This is a genomic window from Streptomyces sp. NPDC037271 (assembly GCF_055603605.1).
This window is the reverse complement of sequence record NZ_JBVJVN010000002.1, coordinates 286696-306491: the sequence shown is the minus strand read 5'-3', so window position 1 is coordinate 306491 and position 19796 is coordinate 286696. Positions and strand designations below refer to the sequence as shown.

The 19796-nt window shown below is 70.8% G+C and carries 18 protein-coding genes and 2 tRNA genes; 12 read left to right on the top strand and 8 right to left on the bottom strand.

Annotation, left to right across the window (positions count from 1 at the left end; genetic code table 11):
- The first annotated feature begins 149 nt into the window (after window positions 1–149).
- Complete coding sequence (locus tag ACZ7G3_RS06050; RefSeq protein WP_470923498.1) at window positions 150–788, top strand: mycothiol-dependent nitroreductase Rv2466c family protein; 639 nt, start codon at window positions 150–152, stop codon at window positions 786–788.
- 27 nt (window positions 789–815) lie between these two features.
- Here ACZ7G3_RS06050 and ACZ7G3_RS06045 read toward each other — a convergent pair whose 3' ends face one another.
- The 3 genes from ACZ7G3_RS06045 to ACZ7G3_RS06035 form a co-directional block, all read right to left on the bottom strand.
- Entirely contained in the window at window positions 816–1043 is a 228-nt protein-coding gene (locus ACZ7G3_RS06045) for a hypothetical protein (RefSeq protein ID WP_426517152.1), read from the bottom strand.
- Between the two features lie 332 nt (window positions 1044–1375).
- Entirely contained in the window at window positions 1376–2017 is a 642-nt protein-coding gene (locus tag ACZ7G3_RS06040) for a superoxide dismutase (RefSeq protein WP_426554529.1), read from the bottom strand.
- Between the two features lie 183 nt (window positions 2018–2200).
- Window positions 2201–3583: an amino acid permease gene (locus ACZ7G3_RS06035; RefSeq protein WP_426600501.1), complete on the bottom strand. Its 1383-nt coding sequence runs from the start codon at window positions 3581–3583 to the stop codon at window positions 2201–2203.
- Window positions 3584–3916: 333 nt separating this feature from the next.
- Between ACZ7G3_RS06035 and ACZ7G3_RS06030 the strand changes: the two genes are divergently transcribed.
- Window positions 3917–4501 carry a biotin transporter BioY gene (locus ACZ7G3_RS06030; protein WP_426517162.1) on the top strand — a complete coding sequence of 195 codons (585 nt, stop codon included), beginning with the start codon at window positions 3917–3919 and terminating at the stop codon, window positions 4499–4501.
- An 89-nt stretch (window positions 4502–4590) separates the two neighbouring features.
- Here the strand turns inward: ACZ7G3_RS06030 and ACZ7G3_RS06025 are convergent, their stop codons facing one another.
- Window positions 4591–6033, bottom strand: a complete 1443-nt coding sequence (locus tag ACZ7G3_RS06025) for an amino acid permease (protein ID WP_470923495.1) — start codon at window positions 6031–6033, stop codon at window positions 4591–4593.
- Window positions 6034–6243: 210 nt separating this feature from the next.
- On the opposite strand from ACZ7G3_RS06025, the gene ACZ7G3_RS06020 reads away from it, so the two are divergent.
- A complete protein-coding gene (locus ACZ7G3_RS06020; protein ID WP_426600498.1) occupies window positions 6244–6729 on the top strand; it encodes a ribose-5-phosphate isomerase in 486 nt (161 codons plus the stop codon).
- 324 nt (window positions 6730–7053) lie between these two features.
- On the top strand, window positions 7054–7872 hold the full coding sequence (locus tag ACZ7G3_RS06015) for an Fpg/Nei family DNA glycosylase (protein WP_470923493.1): 819 nt from the start codon (window positions 7054–7056) through the stop codon (window positions 7870–7872).
- 10 nt (window positions 7873–7882) lie between these two features.
- Here the strand turns inward: ACZ7G3_RS06015 and ACZ7G3_RS06010 are convergent, their stop codons facing one another.
- Entirely contained in the window at window positions 7883–9139 is a 1257-nt protein-coding gene (locus ACZ7G3_RS06010) for a GNAT family N-acetyltransferase (protein WP_470923492.1), read from the bottom strand.
- Window positions 9140–9301: 162 nt separating this feature from the next.
- Here ACZ7G3_RS06010 and ACZ7G3_RS06005 point away from each other — a divergent pair, with 162 nt between their 5' ends.
- Window positions 9302–10489, top strand: coding sequence for a PP2C family protein-serine/threonine phosphatase (locus ACZ7G3_RS06005; RefSeq protein ID WP_470923490.1), 1188 nt, complete (start codon window positions 9302–9304; stop codon window positions 10487–10489).
- Window positions 10490–10625: 136 nt separating this feature from the next.
- Entirely contained in the window at window positions 10626–11054 is a 429-nt protein-coding gene (locus ACZ7G3_RS06000; RefSeq protein WP_426600558.1) for an HD domain-containing protein, read from the top strand.
- Between the two features lie 19 nt (window positions 11055–11073).
- Here ACZ7G3_RS06000 and ACZ7G3_RS05995 read toward each other — a convergent pair whose 3' ends face one another.
- Window positions 11074–12279, bottom strand: coding sequence for an acyltransferase family protein (locus ACZ7G3_RS05995; protein ID WP_470923489.1), 1206 nt, complete (start codon window positions 12277–12279; stop codon window positions 11074–11076).
- 663 nt (window positions 12280–12942) lie between these two features.
- Between ACZ7G3_RS05995 and ACZ7G3_RS05990 the strand changes: the two genes are divergently transcribed.
- Window positions 12943–13137, top strand: a complete 195-nt coding sequence (locus ACZ7G3_RS05990) for a hypothetical protein (RefSeq protein WP_426517176.1) — start codon at window positions 12943–12945, stop codon at window positions 13135–13137.
- A gap of 210 nt (window positions 13138–13347) precedes the next feature.
- Here the strand turns inward: ACZ7G3_RS05990 and ACZ7G3_RS05985 are convergent.
- Window positions 13348–13418, bottom strand: a tRNA-Gly gene (locus ACZ7G3_RS05985).
- Window positions 13419–13580: 162 nt separating this feature from the next.
- Here ACZ7G3_RS05985 and ACZ7G3_RS05980 point away from each other — a divergent pair.
- From ACZ7G3_RS05980 to clpX, 5 genes are all read left to right on the top strand, one after another.
- Window positions 13581–13654 (top strand) — tRNA-Pro (locus tag ACZ7G3_RS05980).
- A gap of 434 nt (window positions 13655–14088) precedes the next feature.
- On the top strand, window positions 14089–15483 hold the full coding sequence (gene tig, locus ACZ7G3_RS05975) for a trigger factor (RefSeq protein WP_470923487.1): 1395 nt from the start codon (window positions 14089–14091) through the stop codon (window positions 15481–15483).
- Between the two features lie 386 nt (window positions 15484–15869).
- On the top strand, window positions 15870–16475 hold the full coding sequence (locus ACZ7G3_RS05970; RefSeq protein WP_031040345.1) for an ATP-dependent Clp protease proteolytic subunit: 606 nt from the start codon (window positions 15870–15872) through the stop codon (window positions 16473–16475).
- 126 nt (window positions 16476–16601) lie between these two features.
- Window positions 16602–17282, top strand: a complete 681-nt coding sequence (locus ACZ7G3_RS05965; RefSeq protein WP_426600491.1) for an ATP-dependent Clp protease proteolytic subunit — start codon at window positions 16602–16604, stop codon at window positions 17280–17282.
- Window positions 17283–17462: 180 nt separating this feature from the next.
- Window positions 17463–18749, top strand: coding sequence for an ATP-dependent Clp protease ATP-binding subunit ClpX (gene clpX, locus ACZ7G3_RS05960; RefSeq protein ID WP_426600490.1), 1287 nt, complete (start codon window positions 17463–17465; stop codon window positions 18747–18749).
- Between the two features lie 70 nt (window positions 18750–18819).
- On the opposite strand, the gene ACZ7G3_RS05955 is transcribed toward clpX, so the two are convergent.
- A complete protein-coding gene (locus ACZ7G3_RS05955; RefSeq protein ID WP_470923484.1) occupies window positions 18820–19782 on the bottom strand; it encodes a hypothetical protein in 963 nt (320 codons plus the stop codon).
- Between the last annotated feature and the right edge of the window lie 14 nt (window positions 19783–19796).

Here is a 19796-nt window from a genome sequence, read left to right as displayed (position 1 = left end):
GCAGCCGGGAACGGCCGGGAATCGGTCGGGGTGGATCGGGGAACGCGCCCGGGGCGGGCCGGGACAGGCGGGGCGGGCCGGGAATGGCCGGGGCGTCCGGTCGGTTCCCTGGAGAAACGCTCGGCCCTGCCGCCCCATCGAGGAGAGACATGTCGGTCAAGACGCCCGTCGACTTCTGGTTCGACCCGCTGTGCCCCTGGGCCTGGATGACCTCCCGCTGGGTCCTGGAGGTGGAGAAGGTCCGGGACATCGAGGTCCGCTGGCACGTGATGAGCCTCGCCGTCCTGAACGAGGACAAGATCGACGAGCTGCCCGAGGAGTACCGCGAGATGCTCCGGACCAAGGCCTGGGGCCCGGTCCGCGTCGTCATCGCCGCACAGGAGGAGCACGGCCCCGAGGTCCTCGGCGACCTCTACACGGCGCTCGGCACCCGCTTCCACAACCAGGGCGAGGGCCCGGAGAAGGAGACGGTCGCCGCCGCCCTGAAGGACGTCGGCCTGCCCGAGTCCCTCATGGACCACTGGGACTCCACCCCGTACGAGCCCCAGCTGCGCGCCTCCCACAAGGAGGGCATCGACAAGGTCGGCCAGGAGGTCGGCACCCCGGTCATCGCCGTCCCCGGCGCCGACGGCGAGCAGCTCGCCTTCTTCGGCCCGGTCGTCACCCCGGCCCCCAAGGGCGAGGACGCCGCCAAGCTCTGGGACGGCACCCTCGCGGTCGCCTCGGTCCCCGGGTTCTACGAGATCAAGCGCACCCGCACCAAGGGCCCGGACTTCAGCAACCTGTAGCGGCCGGGGGCCCCAGAGGCCCCAGGGTCACTTCTCCCCGTCGGCGGCCTGCCTCCGGAACCTCTCCGGGAGCAGGCCGCCGGCGCGCTGCTTGTCCCAGCGCTGGAACCGCAGGCACCCGGCGACGTCGCAGCGCCAGTAGTCGTGCACGTACGGGATCTTCAGCTGCTCCCGCACCGCCGCCCTCTCGGCGTCGTCGAGCGGGCGGAAGTCCTGCATCCCCCCGCAGGTGGGGCAGGCCAGGCTCTTCCTCATCGCAACCTCCGCAGTACCCGTGGGGCCGGGACGGCAGTACAGCGCGCGGCCCGCGCGCCGCGCCAGACGCGGGGCCGGGGGAGACCGGGGGAACAGAAGCCCGTACGGCGCGCGGGGCGGGCCCGCGCGCCGGTGGGACGGGCTCGGCGCGCCCACGAGGCGGCGCAGGACGGCTGCGGCGAGAGCGGCACCGTGCCGTCCTCGCGAGCCGTGACGCCCCTGTGCGTACACGGAAAAGCCCCCGCGAGTCACGTCCTCGCGGGGGCTTCTCTTCTTCCGCCTGCCGCCGTGAAGGGTGAGAAGACGATCACGAGGCAGGACGTACCGGGGACTCAGGGCGCCAGCAGCAGCGTGTTCGCACGGGACTTCGCGGCCTCGTACCGCTTCGCCACGTCCTGCCAGTCGACGACGGCCCACATGGCGTCGATGAAGTCGACCTTCTGGTTCCTGTACTGGAGGTAGAAGGCGTGCTCCCAGGCGTCGAAGACCAGGATCGGGGTGGAACCCTGACCGACGTTGCCCTGGTGGTCGTAGACCTGCTCGACGATCAGACGGCCGCTCAGCGGCTCGTACGCCAGCACGCCCCAGCCGGAGCCCTGCGTGGTCGCGGCGGCCTTGGTGAGCTGCGCCTTGAAGCCGGCGAAGGAGCCGAACGACTCGGCGATCGCGTCGGCCAGCTCGCCCGTGCCGTCCGCCTCCAGCGGCTCGCCGCCACCGTCGCCGGTCATGTTGTGCCAGTAGATCGAGTGCAGGATGTGCCCGGAGAGGTGGAAGGCCAGGTTCTTCTCCAGGCCGTTGACCGCGCCCCACGACTCCTTGTCCCGCGCCTCGGCGAGCTGCTCCAGCGTGTCGTTGGCGCCCTTCACGTAGGCCGCGTGGTGCTTGTCGTGGTGCAGCTCGATGATCTCGGGGCTGATCACGGGGGCCAGCGCGGAGTAGTCGTACGGCAGTTCAGGAAGCGTGTAGACGGACATGGCGGATCCCCTCCGACCTCTTATTGCAAAAGGCTTGCAACTGCACGCTAGCAGCAAGAGGGCCGCGAAGGCCCGAGGGGCGGAGGGGCGCGCCGGGGCACGCGAAAGGGCCCCCGCACGGATCCGTCTCCGTGCGGGGGCCCTCGGGATGCTCCGGGTGGCGGCCGGTGCTCCCGGTGGCGGCTAGCCGCGCGCCCGGCGCCGCTGACGGGCGTAGCCGACGGCGGCCAGGGCCAGCGTCATCCCGCCCGTCGAGTACAGCTGCACCCGGGTGTCCGGCTCGCGGGCCATCAGGACGAACACCGTGGCCATGCCCGCCAGGGCCACCCAGGTCAGCCACGGGAAGCCCCACATGCGCACGACCAGCTTCTCGGGCGCCTCCCGCTCCAGCCGGCGCCGCAGCCGCAGCTGGGAGACGGCGATGAAGACCCAGACGACCAGGATGACCGCGCCGATCATGTTCAGCAGCCAGGAGAAGACGTCGTCCGGCCGCCAGTAGCTGAGCAGTACGCAGCCGAAGCCGAAGAGGGAGGAGACGAGCACCGCGATCCGCGGCACCCCGCCCGACACCCGGCCCAGCGCCTTCGGGCCCTGCCCCCGCTCGACCAGCGAGTAGCCGATGCGCGAGGCGCCGTAGATGTTGGCGTTCATCGCGCTGAGCAGCGCGACCAGCACGACGACGTTCATCAGCTGACCGGCGCCCGGGATGCCCAGCTCGTCGAGGGCGGCGACGTACGGGCCCTTCTCGACGACCTCCGGGGAGTCCCAGGGGACCAGGGTGACGATGACCGCCATCGAGCCGATGTAGAACAGCGCGATCCGCCACATCGCCGTCCGCACGGCGCTCGCGACGCCCTTGACCGGGTTCTCCGACTCGGCCGCCGCGATGGTCACCGTCTCCAGGCCGCCGTACGCGAACACCGAGGCGAGCAGGCCGATGATCAGACCGTTGCCGCCGTTCGGCAGGAAGTCGCTCAGGTGCGAGGTGCCGGGGGAGTCGGTGCCCGGCAGGACGCCGGCGACCGCCAGCACGCCGAGCACCAGGAACAGCGAGATCGCGCCGACCTTGAGGGCGGCGAACCAGAACTCGAACTCGCCGAAGTTCTTCACGGCCGCCAGGTTCGTCCCGCAGAACACCACCATGAACAGCGCCACCCACACCCACTCGGGCGTGCCCGGCAGCCAGCCGTGGACGATCGCCGCGGCGCCGATGCCCTCCAGCCCGACGGCCGTGCACAGCAGCACCCAGAACGCCCAGCCCGCGGTGAAGCCGGCCCAGGGGCCGATCGCCCGCTCGGCGTGCGCGGAGAACGAACCCGACGACGGATACGCGGCCGACATCTCGCCCAGCATCCGCATCACCAGCATCACGAGGAGGCCGGAGAGGGCGTAGGCGACGACGATCGACGGCCCGGCGGCGGCGATGCCGGCCCCTGAGCCGACGAACAGCCCGGCGCCGATCACCCCGCCGAGGGCGATCATCGACAGATGGCGCTGCTTGAGGCCGTGGGAGAGGGAGGCGTCGTCCGACTGCGGCGGCGTACCGGTGGTGGTGCTGTTGGACATGGAGCGGCTCGTCCAATGCGTGGGGGGACGGGGGGCAGGGCAAAAACGCCCACAGTCTCCGGTCTCGCGCCGGTCGGCGACACCGGTTGCCCACGATACGGACGCTCCCGGTACGGAACGTGACCGTCCGAATGCGGCACTCCGCTTCCGGGTGACGCTCGCCTCCCCGCCGCGGTGACCGGTGTCACCCGGGACCGCGTGCAGCCGGTCTCCTTTGTCGGGAGCCCACCAAGCCGCCGATCGAGCCTTTGTCGAGCGCTGCTGGTGATCGGGCCCGACCCGCTGGGATAGCGTCGCGGTGTCCCGACATGTCCACACCACCGCGGAGTCCCCATGAGCACCGCTGCCGTCCCCGCCCACCGCTCCGGGCAGGTCCTCGCCGACCTCATCCCCGCCTCCCGAGTCCGGGACGCCGTGCTCGTGGCCGGCGGTGCCGTACTCACCGGCCTCGCGGCCCAGATCGCGGTGCCCGTCCCCGGCTCCCCGGTGCCGGTGACCGGCCAGACCTTCGCCGCGCTGCTCGTCGGCACCTCGCTCGGCGCCCGCCGCGGCCTGCTCTCGCTCGCCCTGTACGCACTGGTCGGCATGGCGGGCGTGCCGTGGTTCGCGGAGGGCGGCTCCGGCACCGGCGCCCCGTCGCTGGGCTACGTCTTCGGCATGCTGCTCGCCGTCACCGTCGTGGGCGCCCTGGCCCGCCGCGGCGCCGACCGCTCGGTGCTGCGCACGGCCGGCACGATGCTGCTCGGCGAGGCGGTCATCTACGCCGTCGGCGTCCCGTACCTCGCCCTCGCCGCCGACATGTCCCTCACCGCCGCGATCGCGGCCGGCCTCACCCCGTTCCTGATCGGTGACGCGCTGAAGGCCGCCCTGGCGATGGGCGTACTGCCGACCGCCTGGAAGCTGGTCGGCAAGCGGTAGCACCGCGCCGGTGGGGCGGTAGTCCCACGAAGAGGCTCGCCGGATCGCAGCAGCGTTCCGGCGAGCCTCTTTCTCGCGTCCGGCGGCCGTCAGTCCTTCCCGGCGGCGGCCTTCCGCGCGGTGACCCGCTGCTTGGCGAAGGCGACGGCGAGGACGAGCGCCGCGACGAGCAGCGACAGCAGCACGGTGGTGCGCCCGTTGTGCTCGGTGTCGGTCAGCATGTAGCCGAGCACGAAGACGATCACGGCGGCGGCCGCCCAGGTCAGGTACGGGAACAGCCACATCCGCACCACCAGCTTCTCCGGCGCCTCCGCCTGGATGATCTTCCGCATCCGCAGCTGCGAGAAGCAGATCACCAGCCAGACGAAGAGGGCCACGGCGCCGGAGGAGTTGACGAGGAAGAGGAAGACGGAGTCGGGGAACTCGTAGTTGAAGAAGACGGCGACGAATCCGAACACCACGGAGACGAGGATCGCCGTCCGCGGCACACCGCGCCGGGTGGTCCGGGCGAACGCCTTCGGCGCGTCACCGCGCTCACCGAGCGAGAAGGCCATGCGGGAGGCCGTGTAGAGCCCGGAGTTCAGGCAGGACAGCACGGACGTCAGCACGATGAAGTTCATGATCTGACCGGCGTTCGCGATGCCGAGCGAGTCGAGGGCGGCCACGTAGGAACCCTGGTCGATGATCGACTGCGCGTCCCAGGGCAGCAGCGCGACGACGACGAAGATCGAGCCGAGGTAGAAGACGGCGATACGCCAGATGATGCTGTTGGTCGCCTTGGTGACGGCCCGCTGCGGGTCCTCGGACTCGCCGGCCGCCAGGGTGGGGATCTCGCTGCCCATGAAGGAGAAGACGACGAGCAGCACGCCGGTGAGGATGGCCCCGGCCCCGTTCGGGAGGAATCCGCCGTGCTCCGTCAGGTTGGCCAGCCCCGCCTGCTCGCTGTCGACGCCGGGCAGCACCCCGAAGACGGCCAGCCCGCCGACGACGATGAACGCGGCGATCGCGACGACCTTGATCCCGGCGAACCAGAACTCGAACTCTCCGTAGGAGCCGACCGAGGCGAGGTTGGTGGCGGTCAGCACGACCATCACGATCAGCGCCCAGCCCCACTGGGGCACGGCCGGTATCCAGCCTTCGAGGATCTTGGCCCCGGCGGTCGCCTCCACGGCCAGCACGACGACCCAGAAGAACCAGTACAGCCAGCCGATGGAGAACCCGGCCCAGGGTCCGAGCGCCCGGTCGGCGTGCGCGGAGAAGGAACCCGAGGTCGGGTTGGCGGCGGACATCTCCCCGAGCATCCGCATCACCAGCACCACGAGCGTGCCGACGAGGGCGTACGAGAGAAGGATGCCGGGCCCGGCGGTGGCGATTCCCGAACTGGATCCCACGAACAGCCCGGCCCCGATGACACCGCCGATGGCGATCATGGAGAGATGGCGGTTCTTGAGCCCGGCCTGGAGCCCGGACCCGGGTTCTCCGGGGCCTCCGGTCCCGTCCTCGGGCTTCGTGAGAGTCGGCTGCGAAGTCATGGGGGTGGTCTTCCTTTGCGCCGGTCGAGCAGGTTCCCGTACCGAGGGGTGTACGAGCCGGACCAGTGAAACGGAGGTGAAAGAATTCAGGAACCTATGATTCCGTATTGTTACCTGAGCTTTTCCTGAGCTTCTACAGCTTCACTCGTTCTTCTCCAGACCTCGACACCCGGCGCTGCTGCCCCGCGCCCGGCGTGTCACACTCGATCCATGCGCGTGTATCTCGGCTCCGACCATGCGGGCTACGAACTCAAGAACCACCTCGTCGAGTGGCTCGAGGCGGCGGGTCACGAGCCCGTCGACTGCGGCCCGCACATCTACGACGCCCAGGACGACTACCCGCCCTTCTGCCTCCGCGCCGCCGAGCGGACGGCCGCGGACCCCGACGCCCTCGGCATCGTGATCGGCGGCTCCGGCAACGGCGAGCAGATCGCGGCGAACAAGGTGAAGGGCGTGCGCGCGGCGCTGGCCTGGAGCGAGGAGACGGCGTCGCTGGGCCGGCAGCACAACAACGCCAACGTCGTCGCGGTCGGCGCCCGCATGCACACGCAGGAGGAGGCGACGAAGTTCGTCGAGACCTTCCTCGCCACCCCGTTCTCCGGCGACGAGCGCCACATCCGCCGCATCGACATGCTCACGTCCTACGAGACGACGGGCGACCTTCCCCCCGTCCCGCCCCACCACCCGCAGCAGTAGTCCGCCGCCCGGCGTCGTCCGGGCCCCTGTCCCGGACGACGCCAGGCCCTCACGAGGGCCTGGCGACGGCGTCCCGGGAGGGTGCGGTGCCGGGTGCCCAGGAAGGGCGCGGGGCCGGCGCCCGGCCCGCACGGGGCAGCAGGGCGCCCGTACAGGGCAGCAAGGCCCGCACGCGGGGCAGCAGACGCTGGCCCGCACGCGGAGCAGCAGACGCACAGTCCCCGCGGTGGTCCGGGCCGGAGCCCCGGGGCGAGCCCGCCTCCCGGTCGGCCCTCCGCGCCGGGCGGGCGAGCGGGCGCGCGCAGTACGCAGGAAGGACACCCCGTGCCGGAAGGCCACACGATCCACAGACTGGCCCAGGACTACGCCGCCGCCTTCGCCACCGGCACACCCGTGCGGGCCACCAGCCCGCAGGGCAAGTTCTCCGACGCCGCCACCCTCCTCACCGGCACCCCCCTCACCCGCACCGAGGCCCACGGCAAGCACCTCTTCCTCGGCTTCCGGGACGCCGACTGGATCCACATCCACCTCGGCCTCTTCGGCAAGGTCACCTTCGGGGAAACCCCCGCACCACCCCCCACGGACACCGTCCGCCTCCGGCTCCTCAACGAGACGGCCTACGTCGACCTCCGCGGCCCCACCACCTGCACCCTGATCACGGACCCCGAGAAGCAGGCGATACACGACCGCCTCGGCCCCGACCCCCTGCGCCAGGACGCCGACCCCGAAGCCGCGTACCGCCGCGTCTCCCGCAGCCGCACCACCATCGCCGCCCTGCTCATGGACCAGAAGGTCATCGCCGGCGTCGGCAACGTCTACCGCGCCGAGGTCCTCTTCCGCCACGGCATCGACCCGTACCGCCCCGGCCGGGACATCACCCGCGCCGAATGGGACGCGATCTGGCAGGACCTCACGGAACTGATGCGCGAGGGCGTCCGGAACAACCGCATCGACACCGTCCGCCCCGAACACACCCCCGAGGCCATGGGCCGCCCGCCCCGCGTCGACGACCACGGCGGCGAGGTCTACGTCTACCGCCGGGCCGACCAGCCCTGCCACCTCTGCGGCGAGACCGTCCGCACCGCGGACCTCGCCGCCCGCAACCTCTTCTGGTGCCCGGCCTGCCAGCGGGGGCGGACGTAGGCGACGGCCGTCAGAACCCGTGCGGCAGCCACGGCGCGACGTCCGACCCGAACCCCAGGGACGCCTCCGCCAGCGTCCCCGGCCGCACCTCCCGCACCCGCCCGGCCGCGCCCAGCGAGGCCAGGCTCACGCCGCCGAGGTACGCCGCCCCCAACTCCCGTACGGACAGAGCGAGATCCGCCGCGTCGGACGTACGCTCGCAGGACGCCCCCTTCGCGTCCCCGGTCAGCCGCCAACGCCCCGCGTTCCAGGGGCAGAAGGCGTCCTCGACAGCGAACACGACGTCCACCGGCGCCTGGTAGGTCCGCGTCGCGAGCGCCGCACCCACGTCCACCAGCCGTACGTACAACGCGTCCCGCAGCCCCGGCCGGCACCGCCGGATGTCCGACACCTGGTACTGCCACGCCTCGTCGACCGGCCGCCCGCGCACGGTCAGCGTCGTCGTCAGGTCGATGCCCCACAGGAAGCGCCACAGTGCCGCCTCGGTCGCCGGGTCCAGCCCCGCCAGGTCGTCCAGGACCACCGTGCCCTCGGGGCCCCCGGCCCCCCACGCCGGCCGTACCCGGAACCGCGCGTACCCGGTGACCTCGCCGTCCCGCCGGGCGACCACGCACTGCAACGGCGACGCCCCCTCCCGCTCACCGGCCGGGTCCAGCAGCCCCACCCGCTCCCAGCCGGGCCGCCGGGCCAGCATCCCGGGCCGCCCCGGCACCAGCCGCGCGTACACCGCCTCGCACGCGTCGAGGACGTCCGCGGGCGCCGCGTACCGCAGCCGTACGTCATCCGTGCCGTCCGGCACCGACAGACGGACCCGGTCCGTATCGATCTCCGCGTTGAGCTGGAAGGTCGCCGCGCCGTACCCGAACCTGCCGTAGATCGCCGGTTCGGAGGCCGTCAGCACGGCCAGCGGCTCGCCCCAGGAGCGTATGTCGTCCAACTGCCGCCGCATCATCGACGTCAGCACACCCCGGCGCCGGTGCGTGGCGGCGACGCCCACCATCGTCACGCCCGCCGCGGGCACCTGAGCACCACCCGGCACGGTCATCCGGAAACCGAACGCCCCCGCCGTCCCGACGCACTCCTCGCCCTCCCAGACGCCGAGCGAGCGGTCGGCCTCGGTCAGGGCCTCGTACAGCTCCAGCTCCTCGGCCGACTCCGGGACCCCGCTGAAGGCACGGACCAGTGTCCCGTACCACGTCTTCCACTCGTCCCGCCGCAGTACCCGCAGCTCGGTCGTCAGGTCGCCACCGTCATCGCAATTGCCCATGGACCATGCGTACCAGGGCCCCCGGGGGTCGGCGAGGGAATTTCCGCCAGGTTGCGGCGCGACGGCCGTTCGTGAAGTTCACTGTGAAGTCGGGCCTCGGACGGGGGACAAGCAGGACCTCCCGTGCCAAGTGCCCGGTCCGATGGATAGGGTCCCGAACTAATGGCAGCAGGACGACAGCGGCGCGCGGAAGCCGAGACGTTCACGGCCCGGTGGAAGAAGCAGTGGCACCGGGCCCGCGTAGGCATGCGCAGATCCGCCGTCGACTACTTCCGCGGTGACGGCTCGGACTGGATCGCCCTGGCCGGACTGATGCTGATGATCCCCGTCATCGCGGCCACCACGATGGCGAACTCCGTGTGGTGTTCACCCGCCGCGCTGGTCCTGCCGATCGTCGCGGGCGGCCTGCTGCTGCGCCCGGCCAGCCTGCTCGCCCTGTACGCGGCGGCGGCCACGGCGCTGATCGTGGAGTCGGTGCAGCTGGGCCCGTACACGGAGGGCCCCTCCCGGGTCACCCCCGGCGTGGTCCTGGTCGTCGCGGCCTGCGGCTTCTTCGGGCTGCTGGTCGCCCAGTTCCGCAGCCGGGTCGGCGTGCCCTGGCGACGCGGCGGCACCATGCTCTTCGACCTGCGCGAACGCATCCGCGTCCAGAGCAAGCTGCCGGGTCTCCCGCCGGGCTGGCACCGTGAGATGGCGCTGCGCCCCGCCGGCGGACAGTCCTTCTCGGGCGACTTCGTCGTCGCGGCGCGCACCAACGGCGGCCGGACGCTGGAGGTGGTCCTCACCGACGTCTCCGGCAAGGGCATGGACGCGGGCTCGCGCGCCCTGCTGCTGTCGGGCGCGTTCGGCGGCCTGCTGGGCAGCCTGCCCCCGCACGCGTTCCTGCCGGCCGCCAACGGCTACCTGCTCCGCCAGGACTGGGACGAGGGCTTCGCCACCTCCATCCACCTCGTCCTGGAACTCGACTCCGGCGACTACGAGCTGTACTCCGCCGGACACCCGCCGGGCCTCCAGCTCAGCGCGGGCACCGGCCGCTGGGAGGAGAAGTCGGCCGAGGGACCGCTGCTGGGTGTGTACGACGGGGCGCAGTTCGACCCGGTGAAGGGCACGCTGAGGCCCGGAGACGTGTTGATGCTGTTCACGGACGGCCTGGTGGAGACCTCCGAGCGCGACATCACCGAGGGCATCGACCGCCTCACCGGCGAGGCCGACCGTTACGTCGCGGGCGGCTTCCACGGCGCCGCCTGGCACCTGATCGAGGCGGTGGCCAAGGACGTCAACGACGACCGCGCGCTCCTGCTGATCTGCCGGGAGGGCCCGACGTCCCAGTCCCCGGCGTCGGCGGACTGACACACTGGACCACGTGTCCCCCACCCCGTCACGGCCACGCACCTCTGAGACCACCTCGCAGCCGGCGTCGCAGCCGGCTTCGCGGCTCACCCCCGGGCCCGCCACAGGGCCCGTCCCGCGGCTCTCCCTCGCCGACGTGGAGGCCGCCGCCCGTGCCGCCCACGCGGGACAGACCGACAAGGCGGGACGGCCGTACACCGAGCACCTGCGGGCCGTCGCCGAGGGGGTACGACGGCGCGGCGGGGACGACGAGCAGATCGCGGCGGCCTGGCTGCACGACGCCGTCGAGGACGACGCGCTGTCCGAACGGTGGCTGCGGGAGGCCTCACTGAGCCGCCGTACCAAGGACATCGTCCTCGCCCTCACCAAGCGGGCCGGGGAGCCGCCCGAGGCGTACGCCGCGCGCATCCTCGACACGCCCGGGGCGCGACTGGTCAAGGAGGCGGACCTGGCGCACAACGCCGATCCGGCCCGGCTCGCGGTCCTCGACGCCGCCACCCGCGCACGACTGGCCGAGAAGTACACGCGGATGCGCGCACTCCTCGGCCTGGTCGGGCCGGCCTGACGCGCAGCGGCAGGCGGCCCTAGACGGAAACCTTCTCGCCGGCCCCGCTCGTCGCCCGCGCCTCGCGCACCTCGTTCTCCTCCCGCCGCTCGCGGACCCGGGCGGCCTCGCCGGGGTCCCGCTTGAAGGCCCAGTCCATCCTCGGCTCCACCACGCACCGCAGGACCCGCTGGACGGGCTTCGTGCACAGCAGGGTGATGACGGCGGCCGCGAGGACGGTCAGTACGATCACGCCGAGCGGCCTGCCCCACGCGGGGTCGTGGAACCAGCCCGCGAAGGTGCCCTCCTTCGACAGGAACCCGTGCAGCAGGTAGCCGTAGATCGTGCCCGCGCCGAGCGCCGTGAACCACATGCGCCGGCCCGGCACCCAGGCGAAGAAGCACGCGGTCAGCACCAGTGAGCAGCCGAAGAGCGCGAGCGTCAGGACGGGACCGGACCACCAGGGGGCGCCCGAGTCCTGCACGGCGGCGTTGCGGTAGAACCAGCCGGTCTCCATGCGCGGCACCGACCACCAGGCGACGGCCACCGCCGCCGCGACCACCGGCACGGACAGCATCCGCACCGAGCGGCGCCGCACCAGCTGGAAGTGCTCGGGGCGCAGCAGCAGGCCCAGTACGAAGCACGGCAGGAACTGCAGCACCCGCTGCATGTTCAGGTCGTTCCCGATGGTGGGGGTCACGGACGCCAGCGCGGCGATGCCCAGGGCGATCGGCAGCGGCCGGCGGATCGTCTGCCAGATGGGCGTGGTCAGCCGCCAGACGAACAGCGCGCACAGGAACCACAGCAGGTAGGTGGGGTCCAGCAGACTGATGTCGTTGTCCGGGTCCTCACTGACGCGGCGGTGCAGCGCGTAGGCGACCTCGAAGACGACGTAGGGGACGGCGACACCGGTGATCAGCCGTTTGACGCGCTTGGGGCTCAGATCGAAGCTGCGCGAGAAGTAGCCGGAGATGATGATGAAGGCCGGCATGTGGAACGTGTACAGGACCCGGTACAGGGTCTCCACGGTCCGGTTCCCGTCCAGGATCTGTCCCCAGGCGTGACCTACACCGACCAGCACGATCGCCAGGTACTTGGCGTTGTCGAAGAACGCGTCGCGGTGTCGGCCCGGCCCGGTCTGCCGGCTGGGCCGTGTCTGCCGGTCCGGTGACTGCCGGTCCGGTGTCTGCTGGTCCGATGGTGACGGCGTCTCCCGGTCGCCGTGCGGTCGCAGCGAGTTCGTCATGCGGCCCCCCGCCAGGAAATCGGCGGGACGTCGCAGGACCTCGCTGCTCTGGTGGGGGACGAGGCAGCGTAGAACATCTGAGGCACCCTAGCGTTCCGGTGGGATTCCGTAAAACCTTCGAAGTCATTCCCGTATTTCGGGTCCCGAGTGCCTCGCGAGTGCCCCGCATTTCGCGGAACTCCGCCTCTCCGGTCGCGTGACGGTTCCCACGCCGCCGTGCGCGGTCGCACACCGCAGCGGCTCCCGAGCCACCCGGATTGTCATGACTCATCCGGACTGAACAGGCCATAAGCGCGGTGGGCAACTCCGCTGCAATGTCCGCTCCAATGCGTTCACGGGAGCCTGACGGATTCCTGTGATCTCCCTGTGACGCCCCCTTCGGTGTGCGCCCCGTGACAATTCGAAATATCTGCGAACGCGTTGTGTGGACATCGAAACGAAGTGCCCGGAATTCCTCGCGCGGGTGCCCTGTCGAATCTCTGTACGGGATGTGAGGGGCGGGTGTGTCCACGTGTACGGGGGAGTGCTCGCACCCGGATCCGTCCGGATGATGTGTCACCTGCCGCATGACCGGGCCGGGTTGGTGGCACGATGGTTCTGGCGGGGGTGTGCAGGGCTGACCCCCGGGCCGGGAGAGCGGACCGACCGAGGGTGTGATCAGTTGTGGCCATTTCACTGTCAGTGGTGCTGCTGTTGGGGATCATCCTGGTGGTGCTGCTGCGAGGAGGGTCACTCAAGGGGGGCCCAGCGGTCGTCGCGGTCCTCTTCGGCTTCTTCCTGGCCTCGACCGGCATGGCCGACGACATCCAGCGCTTCCTGGACTCGATAGCGGAGACGCTGAACTCCATCCAGTTCTAGGGCCTGCCGGCGGGATCACGCCCCGGACGCGGGTCCCGCACGCGCGTCTGCGGCCTTGCCGTCGCTCCCCCCGCTCTCGGCTCCGCCGAGCGGGAGGGGCCCCACCGCTCCGCGTCGACTCCGCGTCGACTCCCTCCTGCGCCCTGCGCCCTGCGGCACAAAGGCCTCCGGCCCGGCCCCTGCGAAGGGACCGGGCCGGAGGCCTCTCGGAGCGGGCGACGGGAATCGAACCCGCGTAGCTAGTTTGGAAGACTAGGGCTCTACCATTGAGCTACGCCCGCGCGGCGCGCGCCGCAGGTCGGTGACCGCGGCACTGCAGGCATCTTAGCGGGTCGTCGTCCTTCACCGCACACCCCTTCCGGAGCGCGCCGGACCTTCGCGGACGCTCGGGCAATCGGACGGCCCCGGTGCCTGGGGGCATGTACCCTACGTGTCGCACCAGACGGGGTGTGGCGCAGCTTGGTAGCGCGTCCGCTTTGGGAGCGGAAGGCCGTGGGTTCAAATCCCGCCACCCCGACCGATTGCCGGCCGCTGTCGTCCCGGCCGGCCCGCCGCCGGTCGCGGCCGGCCTACCCGACCGTCGGGACCGTGGAACCCGCCCGGCTCCCGGCCGCCCAACGGCGCCACCGGCCCCCGGCCGGCCACCGCTGCTTCCCGGCCGGTCACCGCCGCGTCCCGCCCGGCCACCGGCGCTCCGCGGCCTCTCGTCGGGCCTTGGGCCGGTCGCCCCTCGGGCCTTGGGCCGGTCGCCCCTCGGGTCTTGGGCCGGTCGCCTCGGGTGAACGACCCGGGATTCCCGTGATCGCCTTTTGGGCCGTGTAGTCGCTGCCGTTACTATGCAAGCTGCACGCCCGTGTGCTCAGCGTCTGAAGTCTCCGGGCGGCGAAATTTGCCGGATGCCGCTCTGGCTCCGGCAGAACCCAAGAAGTCAGCCACCAAGGAGACCGAACCGTGAAGAGCGCCGTGGAGACCCTGAACCCGACCCGGGTTCGGCTCACTGTCGAGGTGCCCTTCGAGGAGCTCAAGGACAGCCTCGACGCGGCGTACAAGAAGATCAACCAGCAGGTCACGGTGAAGGGCTTCCGCAAGGGCAAGATCCCGGCCCGGGTCATCGACCAGCGGTTCGGCCGCGGTGCGGTTCTGGAGGAAGCGGTCAACGACGCGCTTCCGAAGTTCTACACCGACGCGGTCAACGAGGCCGAGCTGAACCCGCTCGGCCAGCCCGAGGTCGACATCACGGAGCTGAAGGACGGCGAGACGCTGAACTTCACCGCCGAGGTCGACATCCGCCCGGCCATCGAGATCCCGGACTACTCCGGCATCGAGGTCGAGGTCGACGCCGTCGAGATCAGCGACGAGGACGTCGAGAAGGCGGTGGAGCAGCTGCGCGAGCGCTTCGCCTCCACCTCCCCGGTCGAGCGGGCCGCCGAGGACGGTGACGTCGTCACCCTCGACCTGCAGGCCAAGGTCGACGGCGAGGTCCTCGAGGACGGCGTCGCCGACGGCGTCTCCTACACCATCGGCTCCGGTGAGCTGCTGGAAGGCATCGACGACGCCGTGAAGGGCCTGGAGGCCGGTGGCGAGGCCACCTTCACCTCCGAGCTCAAGGGCGGCTCGGCGGCCGGCAAGGAGGCCGAGGTCACCGTCAAGGTCACCCAGGTCGCCAAGCGCGAGCTGCCCGAGCTGGACGACGACTTCGCGCAGCTCGCGTCGGAGTTCGACACGCTCGAGGAGCTGAAGGCCGACAGCCGCAAGCGCCTGGCCAACACGAAGCAGTACGACCAGGCCACGCAGGCCCAGGAGCGCGTGCTCGACAAGCTCCTCGAGCTGGTCGAGGTCCCCGTCCCCGAGAAGCTCCTCGAGGACGAGGTCAACACCCGCAAGCACAACCTGGAGCACCACCAGCTCGGCCAGATGGGCCTGGACCTCGACAAGTACCTGGAGATCCAGGGCAAGACCGCCGAGGAGTTCGAGACCGAGACCCGCGAGGCCGCGGTCAAGGGCATCAAGACCCAGTTCGTCCTCGACGAGCTGGTCAAGCAGGAGAAGCTCAACGTCAGCCAGGAGGAGCTCACCGAGCACCTCATGCGCCGCGCCGCCTCCTCCGGCATGTCCCCCGACCAGTTCGCACAGGCCGTCGTCGAGCAGGGCCAGGTCCCGCTCCTCGTCGGCGAGGTCGCCCGGGGCAAGGCCCTGGCCGTCGTGGTCGAGAAGGCCACGGTCAAGGACACCAACGGCGAGGTCGTCGACCTGGAGGACGAGGAGGAGGAGACGGAGGCCGCGGAGGCCGCCGCCGAGCCCACCGACGCCACCGAGGCCGAGGCCGAGGAGAAGACCGAGGGCTGAGCCCCACGGCACCCCTGACGCAGTAACGACGGGCCCCGAGACGCGGTAAGCGCTTCGGGGCCCGTCGCGCTCACGTCCCGGCGACGCCGTACGGTCCCGGAGCACGGCACGACGGCGGGCGCGGCCCCAGGCCCCCACGGCCTCCGGCCGGGGACGGACCGGACCGCCCACGGCGGAGCCGCACCCCGCTCACGCAGCGGAGCGACATGCGCTCACAGCGAACACCGCGAGAACCGGGATGGCACCGCAGGGCCTGCGCGTTAGGGTCCATGAATACGAGGGCAGGGGAGTCCCCGAAACCGGCCGGACGGCCCCGTGCCCCGGCAGAACACGTGAGACGGCCCGGCGCCGTCGTAAGACGAGCAGGTGGATACGTGACGAATCTGATGCCCTCCGCCGCCGGCGAGCCCTCCATCGGTGGTGGCCTCGGCGACCAGGTCTACAACCGGCTGCTCGGTGAGCGGATCATCTTCCTCGGCCAGCCGGTCGACGACGACATCGCCAACAAGATCACCGCGCAGCTGCTGCTCCTTGCCGCCGACCCGGACAAGGACATCTTCCTGTACATCAACAGCCCCGGCGGTTCGATCACGGCGGGTATGGCGATCTACGACACCATGCAGTACATCAAGAACGACGTGGTGACGATCGCGATGGGCCTGGCGGCCTCGATGGGCCAGTTCCTGCTCAGTGCCGGTACCCCGGGCAAGCGCTTCGCGCTCCCGAACGCCGAGATCCTGATCCACCAGCCCTCCGCCGGCCTGGCCGGTTCCGCCTCGGACATCAAGATCCACGCCGAGCGGCTGCTGCACACCAAGAAGCGCATGGCGGAGCTCACGTCCCAGCACACCGGCCAGACGATCGAGCAGATCACCCGCGACTCGGACCGCGACCGCTGGTTCGACGCCTTCGAGGCCAAGGAGTACGGCCTCGTCGACGACGTCATCACCACGGCCGCCGGCATGCCGGGCGGCGGCGGCACCGGGGCCTGAGCCGCTCCCCGCGGGCTCCCCGGGTCTCCCCGGGCCCCGCGGAGCCGAGCCCAGCCCTCCGCGGGCCCAGCGCGCCCGTCCAGCCGGTCCCGAGCCGACCGCCTCAGCCCCTTTCCAGGAGACACTGTGAACGACTTCCCCGGCAGCGGCCTGCACGGCCGCCCGCGTGCCGAGTACACCGGCCCCACCGCCGAGTCCCGCTACGTGATCCCGCGCTTCGTCGAGCGCACCTCCCAGGGCGTTCGCGAGTACGACCCGTACGCGAAGCTCTTCGAAGAGCGTGTGATCTTCCTCGGCGTCCAGATCGACGACGCCTCCGCCAACGACGTCATGGCGCAGCTGCTGTGCCTGGAGTCGATGGACCCCGACCGGGACATCTCGATCTACATCAACAGCCCCGGCGGCTCCTTCACGGCGCTCACGGCCATCTACGACACCATGCAGTTCGTGAAGCCGGACGTCCAGACGGTCTGCATGGGCCAGGCGGCCTCCGCCGCCGCGATCCTGCTGGCCGCCGGCACGCCGGGCAAGCGCATGGCGCTGCCGAACGCCCGCGTCCTGATCCACCAGCCGTACAGCGAGACGGGCCGCGGCCAGGTCTCCGACCTGGAGATCGCCGCCAACGAGATCCTCCGCATGCGCGCGCAGCTGGAGGAGATGCTGGCCAAGCACTCCACCACGCCGGTCGAGAAGATCCGCGAGGACATCGAGCGCGACAAGATCCTCACGGCCGAGGACGCCCTGGCCTACGGTCTGGTCGACCAGATCATCTCCACCCGCAAGATGAACAACGAGTCGGTTCGCTGACGCGGACGGGTATCGTCTGCTGCTCCTTGGCACGGTCCACGTCGAAGTGAACCGTGCCAAGGGGGGCCCGGACGGGGGGCTCGGCAAGGTACCGTCGGACATAAGGCAGCACCAGGAGTCCGCCGGCCGTTGACGTGACGTCGACGGCTGGGCGTCTCCCAGGCGAAGGGGAAGCACACCGTGGCACGCATCGGTGACGGCGGCGATCTGCTCAAGTGCTCGTTCTGCGGCAAGAGCCAGAAGCAGGTCAAGAAGCTCATCGCAGGGCCTGGTGTGTACATCTGCGACGAGTGCATCGACCTCTGCAACGAGATCATCGAGGAGGAGCTCGCGGAGACCAGCGAGGTGCGCTGGGAGGAGCTTCCCAAGCCCCGCGAGATCTACGAGTTCCTCGACGGGTACGTCGTCGGCCAGGAAGCCGCCAAGAAGGCGCTCTCCGTAGCGGTGTACAACCACTACAAGCGCGTCCAGGCCGGTGAGAACGGCGGCGCCCAAGGCCGCGACGACGCCATCGAGCTGGCGAAGTCCAACATCCTGCTGCTGGGCCCCACCGGCTCCGGCAAGACCCTCCTCGCCCAGACCCTGGCGCGCATGCTCAACGTCCCGTTCGCGATCGCCGACGCCACGGCGCTCACCGAGGCCGGGTACGTCGGCGAGGACGTCGAGAACATCCTGCTCAAGCTGATCCAGGCGGCCGACTACGACGTCAAGAAGGCCGAGACCGGGATCATCTACATCGACGAGATCGACAAGGTGGCGCGGAAGAGCGAGAACCCGTCGATCACGCGCGACGTCAGCGGCGAAGGCGTCCAGCAGGCCCTGCTGAAGATCCTCGAGGGCACCACGGCCTCGGTCCCGCCGCAGGGCGGCCGCAAGCACCCGCACCAGGAGTTCATCCAGATCGACACGACGAACGTCCTGTTCATCGTGGGCGGTGCCTTCTCGGGCCTGGAGAAGATCATCGAGGGCCGGGCCGGCGCCAAGGGAATCGGCTTCGGCGCGACGATCCGCTCCAAGCGGGAGCTGGAGTCCAAGGACCAGTTCGAGTCCGTCATGCCCGAGGACCTGGTCAAGTTCGGCATGATCCCCGAGTTCATCGGCCGGCTCCCCGTCATCACCTCGGTCCACAACCTCGACCGCGAGGCCCTGCTCCAGATCCTGATCGAGCCGCGCAACGCGCTCGTCAAGCAGTACGAGCGCCTCTTCGAACTCGACGGCGTCGAGCTGGACTTCGAGCGTGAGGCCCTGGAGGCCATCGCCGACCAGGCCATCCTCCGCCAGACCGGCGCCCGCGGCCTGCGCGCCATCATGGAGGAAGTTCTCCAGGGCGTCATGTACGAGGTCCCCTCCCGCAAGGACGTCGCCCGCGTCGTCATCACGGCCGACGTGGTCCTCTCCAACGTCAACCCGACCCTCATCCCGCGGGACGCGCGGGGGCGGGGGCCGGGCGAGCAGAAGACGGCGTAGCCGCACCACCTACGAACGCCGAAGGGGCCCGGTCGACCGACCGGGCCCCTTCGGCGTGTCCGTTTCCGCGTCAGGCCTTGACGCGGACTTCCTTGCGGAGCTTGGCGGTGATTTCGGCCGCCTCGGCCGGGTCGGTCTTCTTGCCGGCCGCGATGTCCAGAAGGCTCATCGGCATGACGAGGCCGAGCGTGCTGTGATCGCCCCAGGCGCAGTACGTGATGGTCATCGACTTGGGCGCGTTCTCCCCGCCGTCGGAGTTGTCGACCTTGGCTTCCTGGCACTTGATGATGGCGCCGTCGAGGGAATCGGGCTTGTACTCCTTCGGCTCTCCGGAGAACGTCACGTCCTCGTCGCTGCCGCCCTCCTGGCTCTCCTTCTCCATGAACGCGAACATCGCGTCGAGCGCCTTCTCCGGATCGTCGATCGTGCCGTAGACGCCACCGAACATGAGCTGCTTGCTCGCCAGCGGGTTTTCCTCGTTCTCCGTCGCGTACTCGGCGCTCACGTCCTTGGCGTCCTTCACCCCCCACTTCTCGGCGTCCTTCATGTCACCGGCGTTTGTGCTGCCGCTGTCACCGTCGGCCTTCTTGTACTCGCCGAGCACCGTCGCCGGGGTCGTCAGCTTGTGCGGGCCGTCGTCGGCGAGGTCCGAGCCGCCGCCCGCGCCGCCGCCGAACACGAAGTACGCCCCCACGCCGATCGCCGCCACGACCGCGACCGCGCCGATGATCAGACCCGTCTTCTTCTTGCCGCCGCCCGGGGCCGGGGGCTGGGGCATGCCGTACGGGGCCTGGCCGGGCGGCTGCTGGCCGTAGGCGGGCTGCTGGCCGTACGGCGGCTGCTGCGGCGGGACGCCGCCCTGCTGGGGCTGCTGCGGGTAGCCGTAGCCCGGCTGCGGGGGAGGAGCCTGCTGGGGGTAGCCGTAGCCGGGCTGGGGGGCCTGCGGCGGCTGCTGGCCGTACGGACCCGGCTGGCCGTACGGTCCGGGCTGCTGGGGCTGCCCGCCGTACGGGCCCGGCTGGTTGTGACTCATTTCTGGGTTCCCCT